Here is a 26,586-nt window from a genome sequence, read left to right as displayed (position 1 = left end):
ACTACCAACAAAGTCTGCTTTTTATACAACCCATAGTTGTATTAATTCATCTTTAATCTGATAATAGATGGATTAATACATTTTAATGATCAAGGTAATGCCGATTCCTATTGTACCTATCAATGAGCAAAAGGAATACGAAGTTATTTCAGAAAAGGTAGCAACGTTGATTGAAAACTAGTGCGAAGACAACGAGGCTACCAGCAACAATTTCTTATCGATCAGAAAAAAAGCCTTTTCAGGCTAATTCTGAGGAGAAGACATGATCGACGAAATCAAAATCAGTTCACCGCTAGCTACCTACCAGATTCCAGCAAGACTCGCTGATCTCCGCCGCATCAATTATATTTTTGGTGCGAACGGTACCGGTAAGACGACCATTAGTCGTGTAATTGCTCAAGCACATGGCCATGAGCATTGCCAACTTCAATGGCAAGGCGGCATAGAGCTTGAGCGGATGGTATATAACAGGGATTTCGTTGATCGAAACTTTAATCAGGACGGTCCTCTACAGGGTGTTTTTACCTTGGGTGAAAATCAGATTGAAGCTGAGCGCGAAATCACTCGTTTAAAGTCTGAAATAGCTAAAGTAAGTGACCGAATATCAAGCCTTAATATCCAATTAGATGGTTCGTATGAACACACCGGTAAAAGAAAAGACCTCGAAGACCTCGAACATGCACTGCGTGAAAAATGCTGGAAGCAGAAACAACTACATGACGCCTATTTTCAACCTGCATTCAGTAAGCTACGAAACAACGCCGAGAATTTTAAAGCAAAGGTGTTAGCTGAGCAGGTATCGAATACGGCTGAATTACTAATGCTGGAAGAGCTGAAACAAAAAGCACAGACTATTTTTTCAGATAGCATTGAACGTACCACACTGCTTGAAAATTTGTTAGCCGATGATCTTGTCATCATTGAGGGAAATCTATTACTGCAAAAAGTGATTGTCGGGAGCCAGGACATTGAAATTGCAGCTCTTATCAACCTTCTGGGTAACAGTGATTGGGTAAAACAAGGTCGTAAGTATCACGAGCAGAACCAAGGGACATGCCCTTTCTGCCAACAGCCAACGGATGATCATTTCTCCAATAATCTCGCGGCATTCTTTAGCGAAGCCTATGATAACGACATACAATCGCTAAAGGAGTTGAAAACGAACTACCATAAGGCAGGCGATCGGTTGACAGCTGCTATACAGCGTAACGTGGAAATTAATAACCCGTTCCTAAACATAGGTCTGTTTAATGCAGAAGCCCAAACGCTTGTTGAACGACTAAAAGTCAATCAATCCAAATTGGTAAACAAACTTGATGAACCAAGCCGAAAAATGGAGCTGGAATCAGTTCAACCCTTGCTCACAACGTTGCAGTCCTTAGTGATAGAAGCCAATGAAGCGACAATCCGTCATAATCAAACTATAGCTAATATTCAAACGGAGAAGCCGACGTTAACTTCTCAAGTCTGGCGTTATGTATTAAATGAATTAACGGACGACTTGCAGCAATATCATCAAGCTAAGGATCGTCTGACAAAAACCATTCAGGGCATGGAGAAAAGCCTGCGGGAAGAGAACATACGGCTTCAAGATCTACAAAATCAAGTAAAAGAGCTGGAAAAACAAACTACATCCATTCAACCAACTATTTCAGCAATCAACGATCTACTACAGAAATTCGGTTTCCATTCCTTTTCTATCGCTGAGGCCGACGAAGGCTGTCACTATCGGATAATTCGTGCAAACGGTGTAGATGCAGGCAGTTCACTGAGTGAAGGCGAAAAAACATTTATCACCTTTTTGTACTTTTACTACCTCATCAAAGGGTCTCAAGCCCCCTCAGGCATTACAACAAATCGAGTAATCGTGTTTGACGATCCCATATCTTCGTTAGACAGCGATATTCTTTATATCGTTAGCAGTCTTATTAAAAATGTGATGGAAGAGACAAAAAGACAGAGTTCTTCGATCAAACAGGTATTTATACTGACTCATAACGTCTATTTTCACAAAGAGATCAGCTTCAATAAGAGCAAACCAACCGGTAGCGTACTCAATGAGGAAAGTTTCTGGATGGTAAAAAAGCTACAGCATGGCTCAGTTGTTGAGCGTTATGAAACTAATCCAATCCGTTCAGCCTATGAACTTCTATGGGAAAACGTGAAACCAGAAAACATTTCCAGTGTTAGCCTGCAAAATACATTACGCCGTATATTGGAAAACTACTTCACCATGTGGGGTGGAATGAGTAAAGATGAAATCTGTACACTCTTCGAAGGGCGTGACAAGTTGCTTTGCCAATCTCTATTTTCTTGGGTCAACGATGGCTCTCACTCAATTCATGACGACCTGTATATCAACCATGGTGAGCGAACCAATGAAGCATATCTTCGTGTATTTCAAAGCATCTTCGATAAAGCAGGTCAAATCGGTCACTACAACATGATGACAGGAGCTACCATCGAAGAGCTGCATGATCACTCTGGTGCTGAAGATACGGTTGTAGGGTCTGAATTGGGAGCAACATGATGTACTTACCTCCGCTAATTTCATAACACTTGTACATCCAATTAATCGAATCTTAATAATAAGTAGAGTATGGTTCATGATAATGAACCCGCAAATGCGAGAAGATATGCTTTGAACACAAGTTTCTCCGTCAAATAAACATTAGAGTTAACAACATAAAAGGATCTGTTGCAAATGCCTCCCACTACTCAACTTGTACTCTCTGGAACTGTTCATCCTTCGAAGATACCCCTTGCGAATATTGGTGATGTAGCAATTCATCCGGGGCTGGTAGAACGCCATTTATTGATGCAACTATATTTGATGGCATGTCATGGCGAAATTTGGATCTGAATGGATTTGGCTTTAGCAAAAACAGTAGGAATTTTGATCGCCCGCAAAATATAGGGCCTATCATGCGTAAAATCCAAATAAAAATAATTAGTTGCAAAGGCTCATTAGTTTATTACGACCATCCCATCGGAAGTAAAAAGCGGAAATATATCTATCAGGGTATGACATTTCCTTCATTTACATAACGTAAATTCTGCTCCTCGCCGACTTTCAGCTTTAGCCGTACCTTCTCTACAGAATACTGCCAGATAGAGTAATGGATAAATCCGCCATAGTATAATAAGCATCATATGGTGATATTTTATATTCTGATCTTGTCAATAATTTATTTTACCTTTCTTTTGATTGAAATTTACGCAAAAGATGTTTTTTTAAACTTTGTTGCCCAAGACAACAAAGACTATTTGTTATACAAAAAATAAATAATTAAAGCTCCACGCTCTGCATAAATAATATATTCCCTTATTTTTCAATTCATTAATAAAAAGCATTCATTATACATATGATTGCTTTTTAATCTTCTGTGCCCGTGGCACGCAGGACTGTTTTTCATACAGTCAATACCGCCGCATTTAATTTTACGAATTGCATAAAGAGTTTACGCTTTCAATTAAACGGAATTTTTAAATAATCCTCTGTCATCAAATAACGTCTACCAAGGCATTTCAAGGACTCGATAACAGGGGGTATACATGCCAACAATGACAACATCTAAAGAAAGTCTTATTCGCCTGCCAGAAGTTCAGCGCAGAACGGGCTACAGCAAGGCATGGATCTACAGGCTGATTAAAGAAGATAAGTTCCCGAAACAAGTCAAAATCGGCTCTCGTTCAGTTGCTTTTGTTGAATCAGAAATTGATGGCTGGGTAGATCAGCGGATTGCTGAGTCTCGTACCTGATAACGTACTGACCTGAGTTTTGGTGCATTAATTCACAGTGCAGGCAATCCACCCATTAAGAGATATATAAATCTTGCAATTGTTATTTAAACGAAAAAAGGATAGCGACATGGGAGCTATCCTCCTGATGAACTATCGGTTGGTTCAACCTTTGGGTTCAATGCTGCGTGATTGGAGTTCTTTACGGAGTATGCGCTTGATCCATGTAGCAAGAGAAGCATCACCATCGGCTTTTGCTTGCTCTTCAAGTTGTTGTCTGAATTCTTCCGTCAATCTCATTTGGTATTGGGGAGATCGTTTTTCTTTTTGTGTTGACATGGTAATTATCCAAAGTTATTTTAAATTACATGGTAATGACCATTTTAATTCTGATTATCAAATAAAACAACGCCCCGTAGTGCTCGCAACACTTACAGGGCGTCTGACCAATAACCGTTATTAGGAGTAACGATAATGGCTGATACACAGCATAACCAAACTCGCCTTAAATTTACATCTTTGGATAAAACAGGCGAACAAAAACCGCTCGAATTTATCCAAACCGTGAAGCAATCCGCTATGTACTATTGGGAAAATTTGTTGCCTGCTTGTGGCATTGAGATCCCAGCAAAGGGTAAACATAGCGCTTGCCCTGTCTGCGGCGGCACCGATCGTTTTCACTTTATTGATGACCACCATCACGGCAACTGGCACTGTCGCCAGTGTGATCTTCCGAACTACGGAGATGGATTGGATTTAGTAGCGAAAACCAACCGTATCTCAGTTCTTGAGGCTGCTAAGATTGTTGCTAACGTACTGGCATTACCTTTGCCAGAATCCAAACCAGCCAAAGAAATCACTTATCCAGTACAGCCGATTGCCGACAGAGTCGCGGCACTGATGGCTCAAACTATTGCTGGGCCATCTCCCTATCTGGCGACAAAGGGACTACAACACCATAATCAGCGTTTACTGGAAGATGGTTCCCTATTATTGGCACTGACAGCGTTAGATAAAAAGGTCACTGGTGCACAGATCATTAAACCTGACGGTGAGAAAAAATTACTGTCTGGCAGCCGGAAGAAAGGCGCGTTTATTACTGTATCAGAACTGGAAAAAAATCCCGACACGGTAATCATTACCGAGGGTTATGCCACGGCACTGACGGTTAGCCAACTCTATAAAGGCACTGTTCTGGCGGCGCTGGATGCTGGCAATTTGCTCTATGTCGCTAAAGCCATTAGGGAACGTTGGCCGGGCACGAAAATTATTCTGGCAGCAGATAATGACTGGCATCATCCCGACGAACTGGATAAGAACGGCAGACCAAAGGTAAATATCGGCAAGATTTCAGCAGAAAAAGCAGCCCTTGCAGTGAATGGTTGGGTTACGTTGCCACCAACGGAATACAAAGCTGATTGGGATGATTATCGTCAGCAACATGGTATTGAGGCCGCAAAGCAAGCATTCAGTAATGGGTTATATCAGGCGGCAGGGAATGTAGCAGTGCCAAACTCTGTAACCACTCATTCAGATGAATACCAAGAGAAAGAATACGATCCGCTAAAACCTCATATCGATATCCGCAAGAATGGAATTTACTGGGTTGAACCGAAAGAACAAGGTGGCGAAATCGTCGAAGTTGAAAAATGGCTGAGCGATTACATGGAAATCGTTGGCATTGGCAATGATGGCAGCGAAGGTTATCTCATTATTAAGCTACGTCAGGAAGGCACAGGAAAATGTATTGTTGAGGCACTTCCCCGCCGTGAAATCGGGATGCCGGTTGGTTGGGCTAGATTACGTTCACGAGGAATGAACATCACCGTAAAAAACAGTCTGTTGCCTGTTTTGGCTGAACATCTGCAACGCAGCGGCGATCGCCGTGAATGGGTTGTGACACAAAAAGCAGGCTGGCATTGTGGGGCTTATGTGATGCCGGACGGTGAGATTATCGGTCAGCCCTATATGCCTGTCGCGTTCAGTGGCGGCACATCTGCCATTGCCGGTTATGTGGTCAGGGGAAGCGCCGAACAGTGGAAAACACACGTTGCATCATTACTGCAAGGCAACCGCTCAATGATGCTGGGCGTACTGGTGGGATTGTCTGCCCCACTTAATTCACTGACAGGCGGGAGCTGCTTCGGTGTGCATTTATTCGCCCAATCCTCCGCAGGGAAAACCACCACCGTTGAGGCGGCCAGCAGCTTATACGGTGATCCCGAAGAATTGAAGTTATCATGGCATGGTACTAACCACGGTTTAAACAACGAAGCCGCCGCCCGTAATGATGGTTTCATGCCCATTGACGAAATCGGGCAAAGTTCGAACCCGAAAGAAGTCGCTAACAGTGCCTACAGTTTGTTTAACGGTGTCGGTAAAATTCAGGGAAAACGGGAAGGTGGAAACCGTGCAGTGATCCGCTGGAAGATTGCTGCCCTTTCGACAGGCGAAGAAGATTTAGAAACGTTTCTGATAAAAGGCGGGATCACCCCAAAAGCCGGGCAGCTTGTCAGGCTGCTCAGTGTGCCCTTTATTGATACGGAATGTTTCAATGGCTATGAAGACGGCGATTTCCACGCAAGAGCCATCAAACGTGAATCCAAACGCTATTGTGGTGCAGTGGGTCGGGCATGGATTCAGTGGTTGTCTGAGAATCAGGAGCAAGCAATCGACATGACCGCTCGTAAAGAAAAAGAATGGCTTGATGGCCTGCCAGAAGAAGCCTCAGCCCAAGTCAAGCGCGTTGCCGTTCGTTTCGCGTTACTGGATGCCGTTGGAGAGCTGGCAACCCATATCACTGGCTGGAGTAAAGAAGCGAGTCACGCCGCGATAAAACAAAGTTTCGATGACTGGTTAGCCGATTTTGGTATCGGAAATCGGGAAAAATATCAGGTAATAGCGCGAACTCGTGACTTTATCCAGAAATACGGGCTGTCACGCTTCCAGCCTTATACCTACGGCAGGCCAAACGGTGATATTGATACCTCACACGCCATGAGAATTAGCGATCTTGCCGGATATCTGGTGCATAACCGCCGTCATGATGGACAGGCGGAATATCACATTATTCCCAGTGTATTTGAAGCAGAGATATTGCAGGGATTACAGAAGAAATCCGGCTTTGAAGCCTTAGAAGAGGCCGGAATGTTGGTTAAAGCGGAGAAAGACCGTTTTATCAGCAAAACCATTTCGGTGAATGGTACTCAGGGGCGGTTTGTGGTGCTGATTTTCAGGGACGAAGATTAACCTCACGTAGGAGAAAAAAACGTTGGGATAACGGGATATTGGGATAAGAGAGATTTATTTTAATAAATATCAGTTAGTTACATTTATTTAAAATATACCGTGTTATCCCGCTCTATCCCGTAACGTAGAGTGATTACAAATAAAGCGATATTGTGACAGTGGAGGTTATCCCGGAAAATATTTTTCTCTGGTAGGTTGTAATTAATTGAATTTAAATGATTTTAAAATGGTAACGCCATGTCGCGGGATAGACTGGGATAATATGGGATAGAGTAACGCAATGAAATATATAATAAATATGTCATTTACCCCGTTATCCCGTGAAAATCTGTGCAGTTATATAAAGATAATCGATAATAACGGTTATGTTTTTTCAGCTCTCCGAGTTACCGGGTTAATGTATTAGCCCGGTAGCTCGGAGAAGACAAGCGCAGCGCGTCAGTGTGGTTCTATTAAGCGAGAAACTCTTTCTGACTGGAAATCAGTTTAGCGCCACACTCTGTGTGCATTCCCTCTACTGCAATAGCTTTCCCATTATTCTTTAAATTCTCACTGCCTTCGACAATAGGAAAAACTCCCTCGCATTTAGGACATTCGACTAAATCCGTTTCTCCGGCAACGGGAATACCTTTGTAAGTATAACCACCCACAGCAGTAATTACTTTACCACCGTGATCGGTTGTGTCGTTTAATAAAATAACGGCTTTGTTTGCCATATTTTAACCTTATACCTGAAACATTCGGTTATCAATGATTGATATCAGCCACCAGATCAGTAACTCTAAATAAATCATAGGAGGTTCTGATCTTGAGGTGGTTTTAATAAATATTTATAACTATTCCCATTGTGATGTATTATTTATTTTCCAATAATCAATGGAATCCCTATCCGAATCAACCTTACCATCTGGATATTCAACTCTGGACGGTTCGTCACCAGCAGGAATAATGATCTTGGGCATTTTAGTTTCATCTAAAATAGGTTTATAAGTGATTTTCCACTCGCTTCCATCTATGAGCCTTAACCCAAAATATGTTAACCCACCAGATTTACCATACAAACCTATTTGGTTAGGAATATCGTAATCTTTTCTTAAAAAAGGGTAAATGGTTGGTCGATAATCAATCGTATTTAGCATTTCCTTCATACTTTCAGGTTTTTTTGCTCCATTAATAAACACCTTTATACCAGTTCCAGTGTAGGGAATAGCTTTTTTCATTATATGTTCAACATTTATATACGAAAGAGATATTGTAATAGTATCGATTCTCCATTGACACCATCCACCTCCATATGAAGGTATTTTCTCCTTAAAGTAACCTGTCTTTGGATCAACTAAGATATTAAATTTGTTCCAATGATGATTAGGTTCATGATAAAGAGTACCACCCGCGGTATGATGAGCAGAAAGACATTTAACTGAGGTATAACCTCCTCTTAAGCTCGGTTTGGTATTTGGTGGAGCAATGCCTTCAACCGTTATCCATTTATTTTCCCGGGGTGGAAAGAATGGGTTAGCATTATTTCTATAAGAATGCCAAGATTCAGAGATCATACTCGATAAAAAGTCACACCCTGTCAAACATAGAGTTAGCGGTAATAATGTTAGTGGCATAAATTTTATTGCCATTTCTATGAGCCCTCATCATTTTTTATCGTTTTTCAAAATAACGTTGCAAGGCTACTAAGCCTATTTTATCATTTCGAGTAACTTCTAGCGTACTTGCTAGCTGATTATCTATCTCCATTAAAAAATAGTGTTTTCTAATCTTTTTTCTATCCAACATTGCCCGAATGGAGGTTGGTTCACTTTCTAAAAATGATAAATCTTCATGAGGCCTTTGAGTTTTTTTATCTAGGGGAAGGGAACATAATTCCCTTAATCTTTGATCAATATACTTTGAGTATAAGGTACTACTATGATCTAGAGCTCCTAATCCTCCTTTATCAATAGAGTTTTCATTATTATATGGGTATAAAGAACTTATTTCTTGCTGCCTAAACTGATCTGTCTTCGACTGTGCTTGTTGCTCGATAAATTCGACAGTGTCTTTTTGAGTTTTTTCATTTAGTGATGGTAGTAAGTACAGTTTAGGTTTTGATTCTAAATAAGACGAAACATAAAAATAAACTAACTTGCCATGGTGTAAAAAAGGATCATCATTTTTGCTAAATAATTTAAAACCTTTTGCAACAAGTCTTCCTGCCAAAATCGATGGATACCATTTTGAGGCTTCTTCCGCAATAGGGCTATCGAATAATTCAATTAAGATGCCAGAAGGAGTAGCGCCTATTTGAAATGCAATATTATCCATATCCTTGTTGAAGGGTACAGAAGGAACAGTATCATTTTCATTGACATGGCGGTAGTGAGTAATATCAGCAAGCTCTTGAACCGCCATTTGGGTGAATGTACGTGGCATACCGTAAGTATAAAGGCAAGGATTATGTGCTTTTAGTTGTGCGCTATGAATTAAAGCAAGCGCACCACCTAAACTATGGCCACAGACAAATAATTTTCTTCCCTTCACTAATTTAATAATATGATCAAATATACCTATTGTCTTATCAAGCTGTAGAACCTTTGATTGATTTATAAGATGAAAACCTTCCCAAAAACCTTTATGTATTTTCCCATTTTCGATAAAACCACTACATATTCCTTTGGGAGTACAGCCTAGCTCTAGTGGCTGGAATGTTAAATCTGTTATAGCATCTGTTCCACTTTCAGTACCACGCCATCCAATGATAATTTCTTTCTTATTTACCACATAAAAAAGTTGAGTATCTCCTTTAGGAATTGTTTGTTTTTTTGAATCAACGAATACTATTTCTGTATAACGTTCGCTAAATGGGACATCATAAACAATAGGGGAAAAAGACTGGTCGTTGATCCGATAAGGTGAGCGTGACAAATCAAGTAGCTGTTTACTAAAAAAGTGAGTTACTGAACCGAGATAGCTTTCATCATCGTTAGAATAGGTTAATATGCTCATGAGTGAGAGATTATAGGCATTAACCAGTGAATAATCTTTTTGATGATGCAACAACAAAGACCATGCCCTAAATGGACACACTTCAATAACATAGCGATATTCACCGACATATGATGGATAAACTTCAAGACCTCGTGGTTCACTATCAGGAAAATGGTAACTTGGAAGAGGCTTTTCTCCTTTCCATTTTTCAATAACTGGAAATTTATCAACTAATTCTCCAATTTTTGCATAACGATATTGGCGACCTGATTCCTGACTCTCTTTAAAAACGAGGGAAATAGCTTTCATGGCTTCAGGAGAGCGCGTGTATTCACTGTTACGCTTCAGTCTGAGTGGGCGTTTTTCCATTTCATCGGCAAGTTCTTGCCCACTAAGAAATAAACGTAAAGGAGAAGCCAATAATTGTTCTTCCCGGATCATACCATTTCCGTCTGTTGTTCCTTTACGCGTGATTTTTCTATTTTTTAATGTATAGGGCATATTGGCTATGGGTTTATTATGTTCATCGACAAGCTGAATTTCTATTTTGTTCTTTAACATAGCCTGACAATCATGACAATAAATCGAATTTTCATTACTCATCAATCTTTCTCCTGTTCTTTTTCTTGTACCATCGCCAACAGATAATCCTGACCAGAGATTTTCTCAACGTATTGGCCCGCTTCAATTCTTTGCTGCAACCACTGTTCTATTCGTAGTTCCAGACTACCCACAGGTTGATCCAGTTGTTTCGCCATCTCACCGTGGTTTTCCCATAAATCATCATAAAGTGAACTGCTTAACACTTTCAGGCCGTAAGAGGATCGCAGCCAGACTGTCAGCAGGTGTTCTCCCAGAGTAAACGGGATTTTACTGTTACCTTCACCACAGGCTTCGGGACGGCAAAACCACATCGGCTGTGGTGTGTCGATCATCAGTTCTGTCACCGGTGATAACATCAGAGACCAGTCGCTGACCGTGAAAGCGGGCACCATCGCACCGAAAACGCGGGCGTCCATGATGCGAAACAGCACCTGTTCGCCATTCATCATCACTAACTGGCGGTGTTGCCAGTGAACAAGCTGCTTCTGCCACGACATAGTGCTGCGGTACGCCCAGCCCCAACTGTTATCACTGAGTGCGTGACTATCCAGCATCTCTCCTATCTGGAATAACTGGCTGAACTTGGCTTGTACCAGCCACGGGCTTTGTTTCAGCATCTTTTGCATCGGCGTACCACTGTATAGCGGAAACGCTGCCTCCACCCAGTCATTCAGGTAAAAATGTTCCACCGGATTGGGTGTTGCCAGCGAATTGAGGATAAAGAATACCGGAGCATCATTGGGCTTATTCAGCCATGCCTGCCAGCTTGTTGTAGTTTCTGTCATCGTTTCTTCCGTCATTATGATTATTCCTTTTTGGCGGGCTTAATCACTGGGCTGGCATCTTGCTGAGCCAGTAACGGGCAGTATGGGTGAGCCGGAAATTCCACCATTGGCAATGACTCCACGCCTTCCGGTAATTGCAGCGAAACCCCGCGCCCACTGCCGCCTGAACCCTGCCCGACATTAATCGGTGAGCAGAGAATGCCGCCCGGTGTGACTTTGAGAAAACTACCGCCCACTTTCAGCGTGATTTCTGCGGCGGCTTCCAGCACCACTTTACCGCCGCTTTTCAGGTGGATTTCCTGCCCGCTGTCAATGACGGTCGCATCCCCGGTCTGGGTATGCTGGCTGCCGGCAATCCGGTGGGACACATCGCCTTCGGTGGTAATTTTGCGTGAACCGGCGACCTGATGATGGTCATCGGCGCGGATATCGTGGTAACGGTTGTTATCGATGCGGCTCTTCTGGTCATGCTTGATATGCCAGTAGGCATCATTTTCGATATGTGCAGTCAGGTCTTTCTGGCCGTGGAGATAGATTTCTTCGCTGTCTTTCGCATCCTCAAAGCGCAGTTCGTTAAATCCTTTGCCTTTGTGGGTCTTGGTCTTAAAGGTAGTACGGGTTTTTTGGGCCGGTAAATCCAGTGGCGGGCGGTTCAGGCCGTTGTAAACACAGCCGGTGACGATGGGGCGGTCGATATCGCCGTTCAGGTAAGAGATAATCACTTCCTGCCCGATACGCGGTATCGCCATAAAACCAAAACCATTACCGTTCCAGCCCTGAGCCACGCGGACCCAGCACGAGGCACCATCATCGGGTTGGTCATAGCGGTCCCAGTGGAAATGCACTTTAATCGCACCGTCTTTATTGACGAAGATTTCTTCCCCTTTCGGGCCGACCACGGTGGCAGTTTCATCGCCATCTGCCAGCGGTTTGTAGTGGAAAGGCGGACGATAATCATCCAGACCGGAAATAAAACTGAACTGGTTGGAAAGTGTGGTGCCTTCACCGGCATCATTTCCCAATGCCTGCGGGCAGCGCCCGTGATGGCTGATACCGACCACCTGCCAGCGAACATTAAGCAGTTTATGGGGATGATTTTTTATCTCGAAGATTTTACCCGGCATCAGTTTGATGCAGTTACTGCTGCCGCTGCCAGTCTGTTTCTGGTTGTCCAGTGCTTCCTGCCGGTATTTTAAAAATGGGATGGCGGCGGCATCTTTCTGGAAGCGTCCGTAACTTTCAAACACGGTGTAAGGGGTCTGGCTGCCGAAGTCGCGAAAGCCTTCGCTGCTGTGCATATGGGAGAGGTGATAGCGCGGGTTTTCCGGGTTGAAATCTTTGTGCAAACTGCGTTGCGGACTCATGCCGACGCCTAACCGTACCTGATAAATCGTATCTACCCCGTGTGCGGTTTCCGGCTGGGGCTGGTATTGCAGCGGCAAGCCAGCGGTCATGCCGAGGTGACTATCGCTGAAAAACAGCGTTTCATCCTCAAACCAGAAACTGATACCTTCTTCCGCCGCCAAGCGGCAGAAAAATGCATAATCGGATTCCCGTTTCTGGGTCACATATTCCCGCTCCTGATGCACATCGTAGAGCTTTGAATCGGCTTTCACCCGATGTTTTTTCAGCAGGCTGTTTAAAATGGCCGGCGCATTTTGCCGGTGATAAATCCGGCTGTCCTGATTGAGCGTCAAACGCCAGCAGGCAGGGCGGACGGTGACGGAATAGATTGTCTTATTACCATCGGTGCCCACCCAGTCCGCATGGGAGATGATGCCGGTGATTTTGCGCTGCTCCGTTTCACCATAAAAAACCTGCAACACCGCTTCCTGCATCAGCAGCGAGGCCAAATCAATTTCCGCCTGTGGTTTAAAGGGGTTCGGGTTGCCCGTTCTGACCAGCGTCAGATTGAGGGTAAAGAGTTCGGATAATCCTTCCTGTAGAGAAAACTCCCCCACAGCAAAAGTGTCTTCCGGCACACCGGCGATGTGGCAAACAAAGCGTAATCCACTTTTCATGTTAATGTTTTCCTTATGGTTGACGTCATGCGTTCCTTAATCGGTTACATGGCCGGGCGTAATCCATCGACATGCCAGAACTGCCATAGCACCTTGTGACTGTCCGGGGTGAAAATTTGCAGCATGACAAACGAAGATTGGGTGATAAAACAAGCCAGTGCCTGATTGATTAACCGGCAGAAGCGATACATTTCTCCCTGATTACGATAACAATCAGGGTTCAACGTCAGTGAGAGTAAATGCCCGCGAATGGGGCACCCCCGCCGCATCCGGTCAGTCAGACGCTCTTCCACCTGTACAATGCCGTCAATGTGTTGGCGGAACTGGCGGCTCAGCGGACGGTTGGTCTCACTATGCGGGTCAAACAACCGGAGAAACTGTTTCAGGCTGTCGGGGGCAAACAGCATCATCGGTGGGCTGGAAAGACAGGAGAGCAGCGGCCAGCCGTTATTTTCCTGTAACAATGGCGGATAATCAGTGGTGACCGGCGTGATATTGTGGACGCTGAGATGAGACGGCGAATTTTCCTGCGTGACCGTAATCGTACCTTGTTTCAGTGTCAGTGCCTGTTCATGGTAGCCAGTGAAATAACACGAAACCTCAATGGCAGGTAAGTTGTTTGCCGGTTTCCCCATCAAATCAAAAAAGTGCAATCGGTGCTGTATTCTGCCCAGAAAATCCTGCTCAGTCTGGAGCTGGTAGTAAAACGTGTCGGGCTGTGCATCGTCATCGAAAAAACGCCCGGCGGGAACAAACTGCTCAATCGGCAGCCAGTGATAAGGCGTGCCACGCTGCTCACTGTCTTCGGGCTGCACCACCACCTGAACTTCCCGCAGCCGGTACAAGCACACCGATCCGCCTAATGGCAGCGGATAGCGGTGATTACCGGCTTCCAACCGGACAGGCGGGCTGGCCTGGTTTTCCAGATGGATCGCCGGCACACAACCCAACAAAAATGCCCCCTCGACATCCTCCAGTGGCAATTCACCCTCGAAACGAAAAACCAGTTCAAACGTGCCATCGTCATTCAGCGGGACTTTTGCGCAACTGCTGCTGATATCCAGCGTGACAAAGTTATAAAGCGCCGGCAACGCATAATATTCCACCAACGGTTGCAGGCCGGAATAGGGACTTTTGGCGGTGGGCAGCAACGGTTCGTCAAGCAAGCCATGCCAGCCATCAGGAAAACTTTTCATTGTTCGCCGCTCACCCTGTGTGTTCAGACTGATATCACAGATATGTTGATCCAGCCACAGGCTGAGCTGGGCGGCGCGCTCCGTATCGGTGCCAAGGAAAAAAGATAAGGCTCCGCTTTGCCAGAAAGAAGACGCCGAACCGGTTTGGCATAGTGTCAGGATGATTTCACTGTGAGTGCCCGTTTTCCTGACTGCGTGCTCCTGGACAATCAACGGTTCAATATGCAAAGGACGGCAGGTTTTAAAGTTGATCAACTGCCCGTTAAGGCTGGCAGACACCGATGTACTGATCGGGATCTCGGCAGTGCCCTGATGTTCATCATCCGTGGGCGTAAATTGTACTATTGTCGTCGGTGGAATAGGAGACAGGGCTAACGGCCAGATACGGGAGAGAATGCCGTGAACAATTTCGGGAAAATTATCCTCCAGCTTGTCCCGCAGATTGGCAATCAAAAACGCAAAGGCTTCGAAAACACGGGCAATATCAGGGTCATGAGAGGAAACCAGAAACTCAGCCAGATGCGGTGACTCTTTCGCGATGTGCTCTGCCAGCTCTCGCAGGTAAGCGCGCTCTTTTAGATAAAGCGATTCTTTGTTGTTTTTCATTGAATTTAACTTGTGTTTTATCAATTAGGCTTCGGTATCATGCTGAATCTCAGCGAGATAAAATGCATAGCTGAACAGCAAAGCACATTTATTCTACACATTAATCAATCAAATTAATTAACGAATTAAATCCAGTTTTTGGCTGGTGTTGGCAGAATATAGGGGGATCATCGGAATATGCACGGTAATTCAGGCAAAAATCAGGCTGGCAGGAATAGTTAATGGTTTGACTCTCGCCTGTCTGACCGTTAATATCTTTCTCTACAAAAATGATCCCTCGCCTGTCAGGATCGCCTTCGGGTGGCGAATGAAAACTCCCGTAGCCTGCAAGGGAGAGCAAGCATTGCGGTACATCTGCCCACCTTTGGAAGCAGATATTGTCAGACATAAACCCCTAGTCTGGTAATGAAGGTTTCTTAAACTAAAAATACGCCCAAAAGGTGTTTTTATCTTGTTGCCGAAGGGTGTTGAACGTGGGTTCATACACTGACTTTTCAAATCAACATAAATCCTGTTTATCTTCAATGAACAACAGGATGGCTTTTGCGCATCCGTTCATACTTTTATCTATCCCTGTCTGAATGATTCAACAGACAATTTTTTTACCGCTAAACCATTAACGCATGACTACCGTTTGACATTGAATCTGGCGGCGTTTTGCTGTACCCGTTGGTATTTCAACGCTTGCATAGCCTTTGCTGATTGTTCGAAAACTCAAGGCGTCACTTTTTGCGGTTTACCGCTGAAAGTGACGCCGCAGCCAAAAAACAACACAACTCTGACAGGCTCAGGCCTGCTTAACCGCGCAGTGAATCTGACACTGCATTTTATAGATTGAAAAAGGAGAACCTGACGATATTGAGGCTGGCTTTTAGCCGGTGGGGATGACCTGTTCATACAGGCGGCAGTACCGCGTACTCAACCGATACCCCGCAATACCTCAACTTGCGTTCACTCTGGCGCACAGATATCCGTCAAGGGCAAGGCAGGCATTTTCTGTTTTGCCGCACTGTCGCGCGCCAGAGATTGCATGTTGTCAGGTATAAGTAGCGGGAGAAACTGATGGGTCGATTGATTAAAGAATTAAAATTTTTTGCCCGGCAGGGTGGTGGCAGTCATAAAACTTGCCATGACCGCATTCGGATTGCAGGACGTTTGGGGGCATTGTTATTGAGCCTGAATATTCAGGTGAAAAGCCTCAGTTATTTGAAAGCCAAACATGTGGAACAGTACGTTGATACCCGTTTATCCCAGGGGATAGCCAAGCGAACGGTGCAAAATGAAATGTCTGCGCTGCGTAATATTTTTCGTATGGCAGGCCGAGAAAAACTGGAGACCTCGCCGCGTTTGAGTAATCAGGCATTGGGATTAAGCGGAACCAGCCGCGCCGGAACGAAGCAGGCGATCCCTGATGCCACGTTTCAGGTTGTTTATCAGAAGGCGCTTGAACGTGATGCCGGATTTGCCGTCACATTGAAACTCGCCCGATTGCTGGGGTTACGTTCTCAGGAAGCGGTACAATGCAGTGCTTCATTGAAAAACTGGCGAAAACAATTAGAACAACTAGAGCCGAAACTGCATATTGTTTTTGGTACAAAAGGCAGTAGGCCAAGGCAAACCCGTGTATTGAATGTTGCAGCCGTGAAAGAGGCAGTAGATCAGGCCATTGCTATTGCAGAACAACGTGGCGGCAGATTGATTGATAAACCGGATCTCAAGCAAGCCATGAACTATTGGCGGACACATACCACAAGGATTGGTTTAACAGGTCGCCACTCTCCTCATAGTTTACGCTATGCCTGGGCACAGGATGCTTTGCGTTTTTACCAACAATATGGTTTTAGCCGTCAGGAAGCACGAGCACTGGTTTCAATGGATTTAGGGCACGGTGATGGGCGCGGGCGTTATGTTGAACGGGTTTATAGTCGTTAAACTTAGTCGTTCAGTTATTGAGTCTGATAAAACAATCAGTTAAAGTATTCCTGCCATTAGCAAAATCTAGTGGTAAGGTTTCGCAGCCTTAAAGACACTCCACTGGTAGGATGTTTCTACCAGTGTGCCTGTTATCGCCTTTTCAATGGTGGTTCAGGCGGGGGAGACTTCGGTCTCGCCGGACGAGTGTCCCGGTACTGCGAACCCCGTCTGAATCACCACCATCAATGATCAATTAATGGAAGGGGTAGCAGGAATGAATAACAACGCTAGAAATGACTGGCATCAGGCCGATATTATCGCTGCATTACGTAAACGCGGTACAACCTTAGCAGCTCTCTCCCGTGAGACGGGACTCAGTTCATCAACATTAGCAAATGCACTCAGTAGACAGTGGCCTAAAGGTGAATGGATCATTGCTAACTATCTCGGAATCCATCCCTCAGAAATCTGGCCTAGTCGGTATTTTGATAGCTATGGCCGATTAATTGAGCGTAAAGTTCGTAATAAACCACAGGAATAACCCACGTTAATTTGCAGTCGACTCAGTAAAAATTATAACTTTTTATATAAAGCCCTGAGCATGAAATGGTAGTTCAATCTGATCATTTTTAAGTCTCATGGCTTTTTCGTTTTGGCATATTATCTTGAAAAGATATAACTATTGAAGCAGGCTAACCCCCCATCCGGAACACTGGTCACGAGGCATAAAAAATTGGCAAAGGGTAGAAACAGTGACGTTAAATATCGAACGAGAAAAACGTGTTGCTTAATCTGATGAATGATGGCAACTATGTTGACAATTGCCGCAGCCATTTTAGGACTTTTTTCCCAGTCTTAACTCATACATTAAGTCAACTACATTTTCTTTTTGTAGAAATATTTTATCTTTATACCTATCAAAATTGGAATATTGACCATTAAGTTAGTCAAGGTAGTATTTAGGTAAATCAAGAATGATTGTTACGATGCAGGTATGTGGCACTCAGGAGAGAAGCACATGTTTTTGAACGATCAGGAAACAGCAACAGACCTTTTGTATTACGAAGCGATCTCCCGAACGGTGGTTAAACTCATCGATCAGACCCCTGATGCACCTATTACTATCGGCGTACATGGTGACTGGGGGGCGGGTAAGTCCAGCGTTCTGAAGATGCTGGAGGCGTCGTATAAAGGGGAAGATAAAACACTCTGCCTTTGGTTCAACGGATGGACGTTTGAAGGTTTTGAGGATGCCAAGACGGTCATCATCGAAACCTTGGTTGAAGAACTTATGCAAGCCCGTCCGGGGTGTACTAAAGTGGCTGAGGCCGCAAAAAAGGTGCTGCGCCGGGTCGACTGGTTGAAAATAGCACGTAAGGCTGGAGGCTTAGCCTTTACCGCATTTACCGGCATCCCGACGATGGATCAGCTTAAAAGTGTCTATGAATTTGCCACCGATATGCTGAGAAATCCGCAGGATAATATATCTGTAGAGGATATGAAGAAATTTGCTGGCATGGCCGGTGATTTTATCAAAGAAGCGGATACCGATGTGGAGACTCTCCCCAAACACATCCATGCTTTCCGCGAAGAATTCGAAGCTCTTCTCGAGGCCGCCAAAATCGACAAGCTGGTGGTCATTGTTGATGATCTGGACCGTTGCCTGCCAAAAACGGCCATAGCCACGCTTGAGGCGATCCGTTTATTTCTTTTTGTTAAAAAAACGGCATTCGTTATCGGTGCGGATGAGGCAATGATCGAATATGCAGTGCGCGAACATTTCCCAGACCTTCCTCAAAGTACCGGACCCCAGGCCTATGCACGCAATTATCTGGAAAAGCTGATACAGGTACCATTCCGGATACCGACATTGGGTAGTGCAGAAACCCGCGTTTACACCACGCTTCTGCTTGCCGAAAATGCTCTCGGATCAAAGCATGAGCATTTTCTCAACCTGCTCGGTAAAGCCCGTGAGGAAATGAAGCGTCCTTGGATTAGTGGTGGGCTTGATAGAAGTGTGGTACTTGAGACACTAGGTGAACAGATATCAGATGAAATTGAGCAGGCACTATTGATCAGCGCACACGTGACACCACTCCTCAGTAAAGGTACTCGGGGTAACCCACGCCAAATAAAACGGTTCCTCAATTCGATGTTGTTGCGGCAGGCTATCGCCGACGAGCGCGGGTTTGGCGAAGACATTAAACGTCCAGTGCTGGCGAAGGTAATGCTAGCTGAGCGTTTTTACCCTGCCTTCTATGAGCAGATTGTCCGACAGGCAAGCACCCATAAGGATGGGAAACCGGCTACACTGGCATTGTTTGAACAACAGGTCAGGGAGAGCAAATTAAAACATCAACCTTCCGATTGTGAGGATGCTACGCTTGAGCATCCCGAAATAGCTGAGTGGTTGAAAAATGAGTGGGCAGTGGGTTGGGCTGGGATTGAACCATCGCTTGCTGGTGAGGACTTACGTCCTTACGTATTCGTTACGCGGGATAAGCAAAGCTCGTTTTCGCTGTCGCTTACCTCCAGCCATCTGGCAGCACTAATTGATAAACTCATGGGTGCAAAACTAGCCGTGGCTCGTTTGAAAATCGAACTTGAAAAACTCACACCTCCAGAGGTGGATGAGGTATTTGAAACGTTGAGCGAGAAGGTACTCCAGGAGGATAGCTTCAGTAAAAAACCAGATGGCATTGATGGAATTCAGTTTTTGGTGCAGACACTCCCCCAAACACAGCGGCAGCTGATTGAATTTATACGTCGCATCCCGCTCCCGAAAAAGGGTGGTGCTTGGCTAGCCTCAACCTTTATGCAGTGTTTCGCAGATGAAACTCATGAAGGGGAGTTCCGGTCAATTCTTCAAAGCTGGGTAGAACAGCAGGATAATTCAAGGTTAAGCAATACAGCAAAAGCAATACTTGATGTGGCAGGGAAAAAATAAGAATGGGAACATCAAAAGCCTATGGGGGCCCCATCAATGGCCTAGTCCCAACCTTCGTGGACAACCCACCGGAGCCTACTTTGCCACTCCCGTCTGTAGGCCCGGGAGATGGTAATCCTCAGGATGGATTGTCAGAGTCACCTGCTGTGCCACAAGATTCAAATGGCGCAGGGCCGCTTAGCACACCGAAAGGCAATTTTACCCGCTACGTGCGCTCAGGAAGCCGTAGCGCACTTGGCAAGGCTATTGCCAGTTATGTGCGAAACGGAACAGGAGGCGCGAGCAGGGCCAGCCGCCGAATGGGATCTTCTCGCGTTGTAGCGAGTGGGTTACTTAGTATTGTTCGTGATTTCAGGCAGGAAGGAGCTGCCCAGGCCTTACAGCGCTTTAACCTCAGTAATCTGGCTGGACAACCAGCGGCAGGCGTCTTCGTGTCGCTGGTTGAATTTTTATGTCCACCCGGTGGCTCAGTCGATGAGGGAGTAGCCCGGCAGGCAATGCTTGATACCATTGCTGACATGTCTGATACCGGTATGGAAAGTTTCGATGCGTTAACACCCGAGCAGCTTCAAGAAATATTTATCAGTTTCGTAGTTCATTCCATAGAGGGACGGATTATGACCGATATAGGTAAGAACGGCATCAAGCTGCCTGATGATGTCGATACTATTGGGGAAATTCAGGAAACTCTACACGATTTTATTGATGGTGCTACCCGCATTCAACTGAAAGATGAGTTGAGGGATGTTTCAGGGCTTTCAGGTAGCGCAATCGACAACAAGGTCGAACGGATTTATGAGGTGGCATTCGAACTGATTGCCAGCGAGGGAGAAAGATCAGAATGAGTCACCACACAATCATAGCGAGACTTGGCGCAGGCGATACTGCACAACCTGTGCTTAGCCGACTGGAAACCCAAATAACTCAAATTAATTTTCTGAAAGATAACGGGCAGCTGGGTTTTGGCCTTGGGCAGGCTCTGACAGGCTTAAGCGAGCTTGGACTCACGCCATCGGAAACCTCCGTTGATCTCGCCCTTCTCTCGGCCATTGTCACCGCTGCAGATACACGGATATCCCGCAACCGCAATGCCCAGGATCTGTGGACTCGGGAGATAGCCCTCTATGTCCCCGTTGCTGAACCGGCATTATGGAGCAGACAGACAGGTTTGCTCAGCAAACTTCTTAATTTCCTCACAGGTGATCGATGGTCGCTGCATTTCCACGAACGGCCAGAGATTGAAGGGGAGATCGTTAGAGCATCAACTAAACCGCGCACATTAAACCCTACCTCTATTTGCCTCTTTTCAGGTGGGCTGGACAGTTTTATTGGTGCGATTGACCTCCTCTCCCAGGGAGGTAGCCCTCTTTTTATCAGCCATTATTGGGATTCTATCACCAGTAAATATCAACGAGAGTGCTCAGATATTTTGTCGGACCGTTATAATCAGACATTTGGACATGTTCGTGCGCGCGTTGGATTTAGGAAAGAGACTATTGAAGGAGATGAGGGAGAAAATACATTACGTGGCCGATCTTTTCTCTTTTTCTCCCTTGCTGCCATGGCTGCAGACGCTGCTGGCGGACCGATGGTAATAAACGTGCCAGAAAACGGTCTTATATCTCTCAATGTACCTCTTGATCCGTTACGAGTGGGATCGCTGAGCACACGAACAACGCATCCGTACTATATGGCCCGCTACAATGAACTACTCCATAACTTGGGTATAGACGCGTGTCTGGATAATCCTTACGCCTTCATAACGAAGGGGGAGATGGCCGAACAGTGCCGTGATCAAGCATTTCTTCGTCAAAACGCTGCGAACACAATGTCATGCTCGTCGCCACAAAGTACTCGGTGGGAACCGGATTTGAATGAAGAACAGTCGATACACTGTGGCCGGTGCGTACCGTGCCTAATAAGACGCGCATCTTTATATACGGCCTTCGGTGCAGACAATACGCCTTATCGTATCCCGGACCTTGCTGTACGAGTACTAGACTGTAGCAAGGCTGAAGGCGAGCATGTCCGAGCCTTTCAGTTCTCTCTGGTACGGCTGGCACGTTCGCCCGAACGCGCTAAATTCGATATTCATAAACCGGGCCCCTTAAACGATTACCCTGACCGTATTGCCGATTATGAGGGTGTGTATGTTCGAGGGATGGAAGAAGTTCGCCGACTGCTAGTCGGTGTAACAACAAGACCTTTATCATGATTCCTACTAAACAAAAAATTTCCCCACGATGGGTCGACTTTCACTGCCACCTTGACCTGTACCCTGATCATGAGGCGCTTATCGCCGAATGTGAGCGGGCTCGTGTCGCCACTCTTGCGGTGACAACAACCCCTAAGGCTTGGTTTAGAAATTGGGAGTTGACAGTGGATTCGCCGTTCGTACGGGTTGGACTGGGTCTGCATCCGCAACTTGTCTCAGAACGGGAGGGGGAATTAGCATTGCTTGAGCGCTACCTGCCTTCTGCACGCTATGTGGGTGAGATCGGACTTGATGCTGGTCCCCGTTTTTATAGAAGCTTCGAGGCCCAAGAGCGCGTGTTTACGCGTATTCTTCATGCCTGCGCGGAGCAGGGGAATAAAATCCTCAGCATCCACAGCGTGCGCGCTGCAACAAAAGTTTTAGGCCATCTGGAGAAAAGCAACCTTCTCGAAAACGGTCAGGCTATTCTCCACTGGTTTACAGGAACGGCTGCAGAGGCCCGGCGAGCCGCTGAGCTTGGATGTTACTTCTCCGTTAACGAGGAGATGCTGCAATCAGCTAAACATCGCAAACTCATCGGCAGTCTCCCACTGAACAGGCTGCTAACCGAGACCGATGGACCATTTGTCCAGAGTAAAGGCACTGCTGTTCGTCCCCGAGATGTTCACCGTGCTGTCAATGAAATTGCTCTACTCCATAACATCTCTAACGAGATTGCGGCATCAGTAATTCTCAACAATCTCAAAAGACTGGTAACAACAGGTAGTTCAGTGTTGCGCTAAGTCAGTCATTTTTCGTTTCTATTCTCTTATTCCCCACAATTTTGCTACACGAGCTATTTCGGTAATCAATATCGATTAAATGAACGATAAACATGCCATTACTTTTACAACTAGAAAACTTGGTGGCATGTTTCTTCTTGGTACTACAGCCGTAACGGCTCTATGATCAGGCTTTCTCTCTGGCGACGTAAAAGACATTGTTGCGCGCTATATTAATGCCGTCGCCACGAAAAATAATGAATTGAAAAGCGGGCTATTCCAGATACATAAAGAAACGTAAGATCGTTAGCAGGCAATCGTCACAGTCTGTCAAAAGCTGAAGCTACTGTATGATGTGTGAATAACAGCTATTATTTGTGATCTATTTCATAAAAATAATAAATTCTAATATGAAGCCCTGAGCATAAAATGACATCTTGGTTTGACCATTTTTGGGCCTCATTGCTTTTTTGAGTTAACGTAATAATAAAACATATAAAAATAGTAAAATCAGAAAGATACAGTAATTTAGGAAGCATAAAATTCTAGGGGCATTTATAGGGGCATAAAATTGATACATAAAAATAAATAAATTATATTCAATTGGTTATATTAATTTACTAGTCCCGCCCTGGCACCATATAAAAACTTGCTTAAGTATCAGCGGGTTAGCGTTAAGAAAGAGCCACCTTTAAGGTGGCTTTTTTGTTTTCTGTGATTACATAAAAGTGGCGATTTGGCAGCAGATTGGCAGCGCTTTGGCGACACTGTATAAATACACACTATCTATTCGATGCTTGTTTTCTTTCAGACATCCCCGCAGAAAAAAATATTTTTCACATAAAAAAAGCACACCAGATTGAATCACAATGTGCTTTTGTTGATTATTTATTCAGTCTCACTAATTAAAAAGACATCACAGTTTGCTGACCACTGGCAGGATGGGGCGGAGCGGCTTCAATCAGGGTCGGTTTAGTCACGTACCGGACAAAGGTTTCATGGCTGACGAACGTCGCGCCACAATTGATATTCTGGCACTGGTTGTAACGTTCTTTGGTTTGCGGCGTGTGTTCAAAACTGCTGCGGGTGTGGGCAACATGATAGCAAAGGGGGCATTTCATCATAATATGAGTGCCTTATTGAAAAGGACTGCCAGCTCTGTTAGGCAATGGCGCGATTATAGCAAACCAGGCGGCGATGTCTTTTTCTTTCCTCAACATTCATTAAAGCAAAATATATCTCACATAAAAAAGCACACTTGATTGAATCATAGTGTGCCTTTGTGATTGTTTATCTTATTTAATCTTGACGGGTCATTACATCAGAGACATTACGCAGATCTTTCTTTTCTTTATCTGTTTGATGAATAATGGCGGCGGTGACACCATTAAAAAACAGTATCTTCCACGCTTTTGCCAATAACGTAAAAGCAATTTCTATCCTATCAAGAGGTTTTTTTGCACTCATGACTAACAATAACATGATAACCACCCAGATCAATGCACAGGGTTTGATTATACAAGAATTAGCCGATGAACTGGATGAGTGTGGCATTTCATACAATAGAAGCCCAATAAAAGAAATTGACGCCGCAAACCCAGAGGATTTAATGAAGGTATATGAATATATCAAGTCTATCGAAATAGAAAGACAATAGACTTTTTAATTAAATAACTGCCTAATTTCTTAACAAATTAGGCAGTCAGGCGCTCATGTCAGCATCAGAAATTTTCACTTCCAGCTCTAAGGATGAGATCAGGCCGCTGTCATTCAAGGTATGGGTGACGGTGACCAGCGTCCAGTCTGCCGCGTCAATCTGGGGCTTGAAGCCGCTGACCTGCACTTTCATTTCGGGAAACAGTTCCGGCCGTCCCTTTGCCAGTTGAATAGAAAATGAGGCGACACCGCGCTGGATTTTCTCCCACTCGGCCTTAGCTGCCCGCTCGGCATTGGATTTATACGCGTAGGTATGTTTCAGCACCAGGACATTGCCCTCACTGCCGGCCAGATAATCCCCTTTTTTTTCGTCTTTTTTCTGCGGATTGGCCTTGCTGGGTTTGCGTCGCCTGCGCTTGACGGTGACATTTTCTTTTTTCTTCGGTTCACGGGTGTTCAGCCAACTGGCCGAAACCCCGGTGTAAGCCCCGCGGTCAGCCAGCGAAAAGCGATAGCCGTCCCCCGACTGGCGGGTAAGGATGACCGCAGGCAGGGCTTGACCGCTGGCCGCTTTGTTTTGCCCTTGCCGGATAAACAGCAGACAGCCGTTCTTGACCGTGGCAATGGCACCTTCCTGTTTTGCCAGCCGGGTTAAGAAACTGCCGTCGGATTCGTTGGTCTGATCAATATGGCTGAGGTTAATCTCAGCCAGCGTTTTGTCTATCTCCGGTTGCAGGTTGTTACGCTGAGCCAGGGTGCGCACAATGTCACTGACCGTTTTCTGGTGATAGGACTCTTCGCGGCTGATATTGAGTGTTGCCCGGAAGTCAGCGCTGCGGGCGCGGATCGTTATTTTATCCGGTGCACCACTGTATTCGATTTCATCCACGATAAACTTACCTTTGTGGATCAGCGGCTCACCCTGCCAGCCCAGATGCAAAGACAGCTCTATCCCCCGACGGGGCAGGGATAACTGCCCGTCGCTGTCGTCCAGCTCAATATCGAGCTGGTCAGTCTCAAAGCCGCGGTTGTCGGCCAGATTCAGCGAAATCAACCGGTTCTGGATAAGGGCATTGATATTTTTATCATCGGCACTGAGCACATAGACGGGGGTGTTGGTGCTGCCCGTGAGACAGTCTATTTTGGGCATCTTCGGCATCAGAATAATCCCTTGAGTTTGTTGGCCACGTTCGTTGTCAGGTCAGACAGTTGGCTGTGCAGATCGCCGAACATCTCACCCAGATTTTCATCCACGCGGCGCAGGGTGACGGTAAAGTCAATCTTGCGGGCGGCACCGTCGGCAAAAAATTCACTCTTGGTCTGGTCGATACTCTCAATGATAAACATGCCGTAAATCGCGCCGCTGCCATCCAGAAATGACCAGGCCTTGCCGCTGTCGGCCATCAGTTCCAGCGCCAGCAGTGACAGGCGGCCGCCGGAAATTTCCGGGTACAGGGTGCCGGACAGGGTGAGGGTGTCATTGTTCGGCCCCATAAACTGGAACGCCGGGCGGGTGCCAACCCGATTGTTGAATCCAAAGCGCCATGACTGCTGATGTTGCAAACTCTGGTAGGGCGTAGTTTTCAGCATAAAGACGAATAAACCGAGTGCGGCCATCATGATTAATAATCCTCCCTGTCGGAAAATGTACTGCGGGCGCGGGCGCGTTGTTGTTGTTCACGGCGATCCAGTTCGAGTGCGACAGCCCGCGCGATATCCTGTGCCGACTGCGCCGGCGTGGCATGGATATGAATTTCATAGGCAGAATGATGCTTGCCCTGAATTTGGTTGGTGACTGATACGGAGGAATGTTGATATTCGGCGGCCGGCAGGCTGTGCGGATGCAGCGGCGCATTGGCATTGACCGAAGCCGCCGCCCCCATTGAGAGTGCCGCCATCGCTGCCAGTGCCGC

Annotated in this window: 22 protein-coding genes and 1 pseudogene; 10 read left to right on the top strand and 13 right to left on the bottom strand. The window is 45.6% G+C overall.

All coding sequences use genetic code 11. The features are described 5' to 3' along the window. Nucleotides 1–262: 262 nt before the first annotated feature. Nucleotides 263–2,530 (top strand): AAA family ATPase, encoded by a 2,268-nt coding sequence (locus tag PSI22_RS14255; RefSeq protein WP_273580317.1) that lies wholly within the window; start codon nt 263–265, stop codon nt 2,528–2,530. A gap of 1,025 nt (nt 2,531–3,555) precedes the next feature. Continuing rightward, nucleotides 3,556–3,762, top strand: a complete 207-nt coding sequence (locus PSI22_RS14250; RefSeq protein WP_273580316.1) for a helix-turn-helix transcriptional regulator — start codon at nt 3,556–3,558, stop codon at nt 3,760–3,762. Between the two features lie 144 nt (nt 3,763–3,906). Here PSI22_RS14250 and PSI22_RS14245 read toward each other — a convergent pair whose 3' ends face one another. After that, nucleotides 3,907–4,080: a hypothetical protein gene (locus PSI22_RS14245; protein ID WP_169926620.1), complete on the bottom strand. Its 174-nt coding sequence runs from the start codon at nt 4,078–4,080 to the stop codon at nt 3,907–3,909. A 135-nt stretch (nt 4,081–4,215) separates the two neighbouring features. On the opposite strand from PSI22_RS14245, the gene PSI22_RS14240 reads away from it, so the two are divergent. Further along, nucleotides 4,216–6,990 (top strand): DUF927 domain-containing protein, encoded by a 2,775-nt coding sequence (locus tag PSI22_RS14240; protein ID WP_273580315.1) that lies wholly within the window; start codon nt 4,216–4,218, stop codon nt 6,988–6,990. A gap of 452 nt (nt 6,991–7,442) precedes the next feature. Here the strand turns inward: PSI22_RS14240 and PSI22_RS14235 are convergent, their stop codons facing one another. The 7 genes from PSI22_RS14235 to PSI22_RS14205 form a co-directional block, all read right to left on the bottom strand. Next, a complete protein-coding gene (locus PSI22_RS14235; RefSeq protein ID WP_099116254.1) occupies nt 7,443–7,706 on the bottom strand; it encodes a PAAR domain-containing protein in 264 nt (87 codons plus the stop codon). A 120-nt stretch (nt 7,707–7,826) separates the two neighbouring features. Further along, entirely contained in the window at nt 7,827–8,621 is a 795-nt protein-coding gene (locus tag PSI22_RS14230) for a hypothetical protein (protein ID WP_273580314.1), read from the bottom strand. Between the two features lie 22 nt (nt 8,622–8,643). Then, nucleotides 8,644–10,572, bottom strand: coding sequence for a lipase family protein (locus PSI22_RS14225; protein WP_273580313.1), 1,929 nt, complete (start codon nt 10,570–10,572; stop codon nt 8,644–8,646). Continuing rightward, nucleotides 10,572–11,372: a DUF4123 domain-containing protein gene (locus PSI22_RS14220; RefSeq protein ID WP_273580312.1), complete on the bottom strand. Its 801-nt coding sequence runs from the start codon at nt 11,370–11,372 to the stop codon at nt 10,572–10,574. The genes PSI22_RS14225 and PSI22_RS14220 overlap by 1 nt, the downstream gene beginning before the upstream one ends. A gap of 5 nt (nt 11,373–11,377) precedes the next feature. Beyond that, nucleotides 11,378–13,378 carry a type VI secretion system Vgr family protein gene (locus PSI22_RS14215; protein WP_273580311.1) on the bottom strand — a complete coding sequence of 667 codons (2,001 nt, stop codon included), beginning with the start codon at nt 13,376–13,378 and terminating at the stop codon, nt 11,378–11,380. Between the two features lie 44 nt (nt 13,379–13,422). Continuing rightward, nucleotides 13,423–15,180 (bottom strand): type VI secretion system baseplate subunit TssF, encoded by a 1,758-nt coding sequence (locus PSI22_RS14210; protein WP_273580310.1) that lies wholly within the window; start codon nt 15,178–15,180, stop codon nt 13,423–13,425. Between the two features lie 100 nt (nt 15,181–15,280). Further along, entirely contained in the window at nt 15,281–15,568 is a 288-nt protein-coding gene (locus PSI22_RS14205; protein WP_273579405.1) for a hypothetical protein, read from the bottom strand. Nucleotides 15,569–15,814: 246 nt separating this feature from the next. On the opposite strand from PSI22_RS14205, the gene PSI22_RS14200 reads away from it, so the two are divergent. The 7 genes from PSI22_RS14200 to qatD all read left to right on the top strand — a co-directional run bounded on the left by PSI22_RS14200 (nt 15,815) and on the right by qatD (nt 23,038). Next, a complete protein-coding gene (locus PSI22_RS14200) occupies nt 15,815–16,018 on the top strand; it encodes a hypothetical protein (RefSeq protein ID WP_273580309.1) in 204 nt (67 codons plus the stop codon). Nucleotides 16,019–16,242: 224 nt separating this feature from the next. Next, nucleotides 16,243–17,112 carry an integrase domain-containing protein gene (locus PSI22_RS14195; protein ID WP_273580308.1) on the top strand — a complete coding sequence of 290 codons (870 nt, stop codon included), beginning with the start codon at nt 16,243–16,245 and terminating at the stop codon, nt 17,110–17,112. Between the two features lie 256 nt (nt 17,113–17,368). After that, on the top strand, nt 17,369–17,635 hold the full coding sequence (locus PSI22_RS14190; protein ID WP_038222428.1) for a helix-turn-helix domain-containing protein: 267 nt from the start codon (nt 17,369–17,371) through the stop codon (nt 17,633–17,635). Nucleotides 17,636–18,112: 477 nt separating this feature from the next. Further along, nucleotides 18,113–20,041 carry a Qat anti-phage system ATPase QatA gene (gene qatA / locus PSI22_RS14185; protein WP_273580307.1) on the top strand — a complete coding sequence of 643 codons (1,929 nt, stop codon included), beginning with the start codon at nt 18,113–18,115 and terminating at the stop codon, nt 20,039–20,041. Between the two features lie 2 nt (nt 20,042–20,043). Continuing rightward, nucleotides 20,044–20,886 carry a Qat anti-phage system associated protein QatB gene (gene qatB, locus PSI22_RS14180; RefSeq protein WP_051862928.1) on the top strand — a complete coding sequence of 281 codons (843 nt, stop codon included), beginning with the start codon at nt 20,044–20,046 and terminating at the stop codon, nt 20,884–20,886. Further along, nucleotides 20,883–22,256 (top strand): Qat anti-phage system QueC-like protein QatC, encoded by a 1,374-nt coding sequence (gene qatC / locus PSI22_RS14175; RefSeq protein ID WP_273580306.1) that lies wholly within the window; start codon nt 20,883–20,885, stop codon nt 22,254–22,256. The genes qatB and qatC overlap by 4 nt, the downstream gene beginning before the upstream one ends. After that, complete coding sequence (qatD, locus tag PSI22_RS14170; protein WP_273580305.1) at nt 22,253–23,038, top strand: Qat anti-phage system TatD family nuclease QatD; 786 nt, start codon at nt 22,253–22,255, stop codon at nt 23,036–23,038. The genes qatC and qatD overlap by 4 nt, the downstream gene beginning before the upstream one ends. Nucleotides 23,039–23,922: 884 nt before the next feature. On the opposite strand, the gene PSI22_RS14165 is transcribed toward qatD, so the two are convergent. From PSI22_RS14165 to PSI22_RS14145, 5 genes and pseudogenes are all read right to left on the bottom strand, one after another. Beyond that, nucleotides 23,923–24,141 (bottom strand): ogr/Delta-like zinc finger family protein, encoded by a 219-nt coding sequence (locus PSI22_RS14165; protein ID WP_038193906.1) that lies wholly within the window; start codon nt 24,139–24,141, stop codon nt 23,923–23,925. Between the two features lie 175 nt (nt 24,142–24,316). Beyond that, nucleotides 24,317–24,499: a hypothetical protein gene (locus PSI22_RS14160; protein ID WP_273580304.1), complete on the bottom strand. Its 183-nt coding sequence runs from the start codon at nt 24,497–24,499 to the stop codon at nt 24,317–24,319. Nucleotides 24,500–24,719: 220 nt separating this feature from the next. Beyond that, nucleotides 24,720–25,823 (bottom strand): phage late control D family protein, encoded by a 1,104-nt coding sequence (locus PSI22_RS14155; protein WP_273580347.1) that lies wholly within the window; start codon nt 25,821–25,823, stop codon nt 24,720–24,722. A gap of 8 nt (nt 25,824–25,831) precedes the next feature. After that, a complete protein-coding gene (locus PSI22_RS14150) occupies nt 25,832–26,293 on the bottom strand; it encodes a phage tail protein (protein WP_273580303.1) in 462 nt (153 codons plus the stop codon). A 2-nt stretch (nt 26,294–26,295) separates the two neighbouring features. Continuing rightward, nucleotides 26,296–26,586, bottom strand: a pseudogene (locus PSI22_RS14145) (phage tail tape measure protein); the annotation flags it as partial.

The sequence above is a fragment of the Xenorhabdus aichiensis genome (assembly GCF_028598775.1).
In the GTDB taxonomy this organism is placed as follows: Bacteria; Pseudomonadota; Gammaproteobacteria; order Enterobacterales; family Enterobacteriaceae; genus Xenorhabdus; species Xenorhabdus bovienii.
This window is presented reverse-complemented; position numbering and strand designations above follow the sequence as displayed.

Coding starts and splice junctions, on each gene's coding strand:
- PSI22_RS14250 (WP_273580316.1), top strand. CDS start 3,556: ATGCCAACAATGACAACATCTAAAGAAAGTCTTATTCGCCTGCCAGAA.
- PSI22_RS14245 (WP_169926620.1), bottom strand. CDS start 4,080: ATGTCAACACAAAAAGAAAAACGATCTCCCCAATACCAAATGAGATTG.
- qatB (WP_051862928.1), top strand. CDS start 20,044: ATGGGAACATCAAAAGCCTATGGGGGCCCCATCAATGGCCTAGTCCCA.
- PSI22_RS14150 (WP_273580303.1), bottom strand. CDS start 26,293: ATGATGGCCGCACTCGGTTTATTCGTCTTTATGCTGAAAACTACGCCC.
- PSI22_RS14220 (WP_273580312.1), bottom strand. CDS start 11,372: ATGACGGAAGAAACGATGACAGAAACTACAACAAGCTGGCAGGCATGG.
- PSI22_RS14155 (WP_273580347.1), bottom strand. CDS start 25,823: ATGCCCAAAATAGACTGTCTCACGGGCAGCACCAACACCCCCGTCTAT.
- PSI22_RS14255 (WP_273580317.1), top strand. CDS start 263: ATGATCGACGAAATCAAAATCAGTTCACCGCTAGCTACCTACCAGATT.
- PSI22_RS14205 (WP_273579405.1), bottom strand. CDS start 15,568: ATGTCTGACAATATCTGCTTCCAAAGGTGGGCAGATGTACCGCAATGC.
- PSI22_RS14225 (WP_273580313.1), bottom strand. CDS start 10,572: ATGAGTAATGAAAATTCGATTTATTGTCATGATTGTCAGGCTATGTTA.
- PSI22_RS14195 (WP_273580308.1), top strand. CDS start 16,243: ATGGGTCGATTGATTAAAGAATTAAAATTTTTTGCCCGGCAGGGTGGT.
- PSI22_RS14235 (WP_099116254.1), bottom strand. CDS start 7,706: ATGGCAAACAAAGCCGTTATTTTATTAAACGACACAACCGATCACGGT.
- qatD (WP_273580305.1), top strand. CDS start 22,253: ATGATTCCTACTAAACAAAAAATTTCCCCACGATGGGTCGACTTTCAC.
- PSI22_RS14160 (WP_273580304.1), bottom strand. CDS start 24,499: ATGTTATTGTTAGTCATGAGTGCAAAAAAACCTCTTGATAGGATAGAA.
- PSI22_RS14230 (WP_273580314.1), bottom strand. CDS start 8,621: ATGGCAATAAAATTTATGCCACTAACATTATTACCGCTAACTCTATGT.
- PSI22_RS14240 (WP_273580315.1), top strand. CDS start 4,216: ATGGCTGATACACAGCATAACCAAACTCGCCTTAAATTTACATCTTTG.
- PSI22_RS14210 (WP_273580310.1), bottom strand. CDS start 15,180: ATGAAAAACAACAAAGAATCGCTTTATCTAAAAGAGCGCGCTTACCTG.
- PSI22_RS14215 (WP_273580311.1), bottom strand. CDS start 13,378: ATGAAAAGTGGATTACGCTTTGTTTGCCACATCGCCGGTGTGCCGGAA.
- qatC (WP_273580306.1), top strand. CDS start 20,883: ATGAGTCACCACACAATCATAGCGAGACTTGGCGCAGGCGATACTGCA.
- qatA (WP_273580307.1), top strand. CDS start 18,113: ATGTTTTTGAACGATCAGGAAACAGCAACAGACCTTTTGTATTACGAA.
- PSI22_RS14190 (WP_038222428.1), top strand. CDS start 17,369: ATGAATAACAACGCTAGAAATGACTGGCATCAGGCCGATATTATCGCT.
- PSI22_RS14165 (WP_038193906.1), bottom strand. CDS start 24,141: ATGATGAAATGCCCCCTTTGCTATCATGTTGCCCACACCCGCAGCAGT.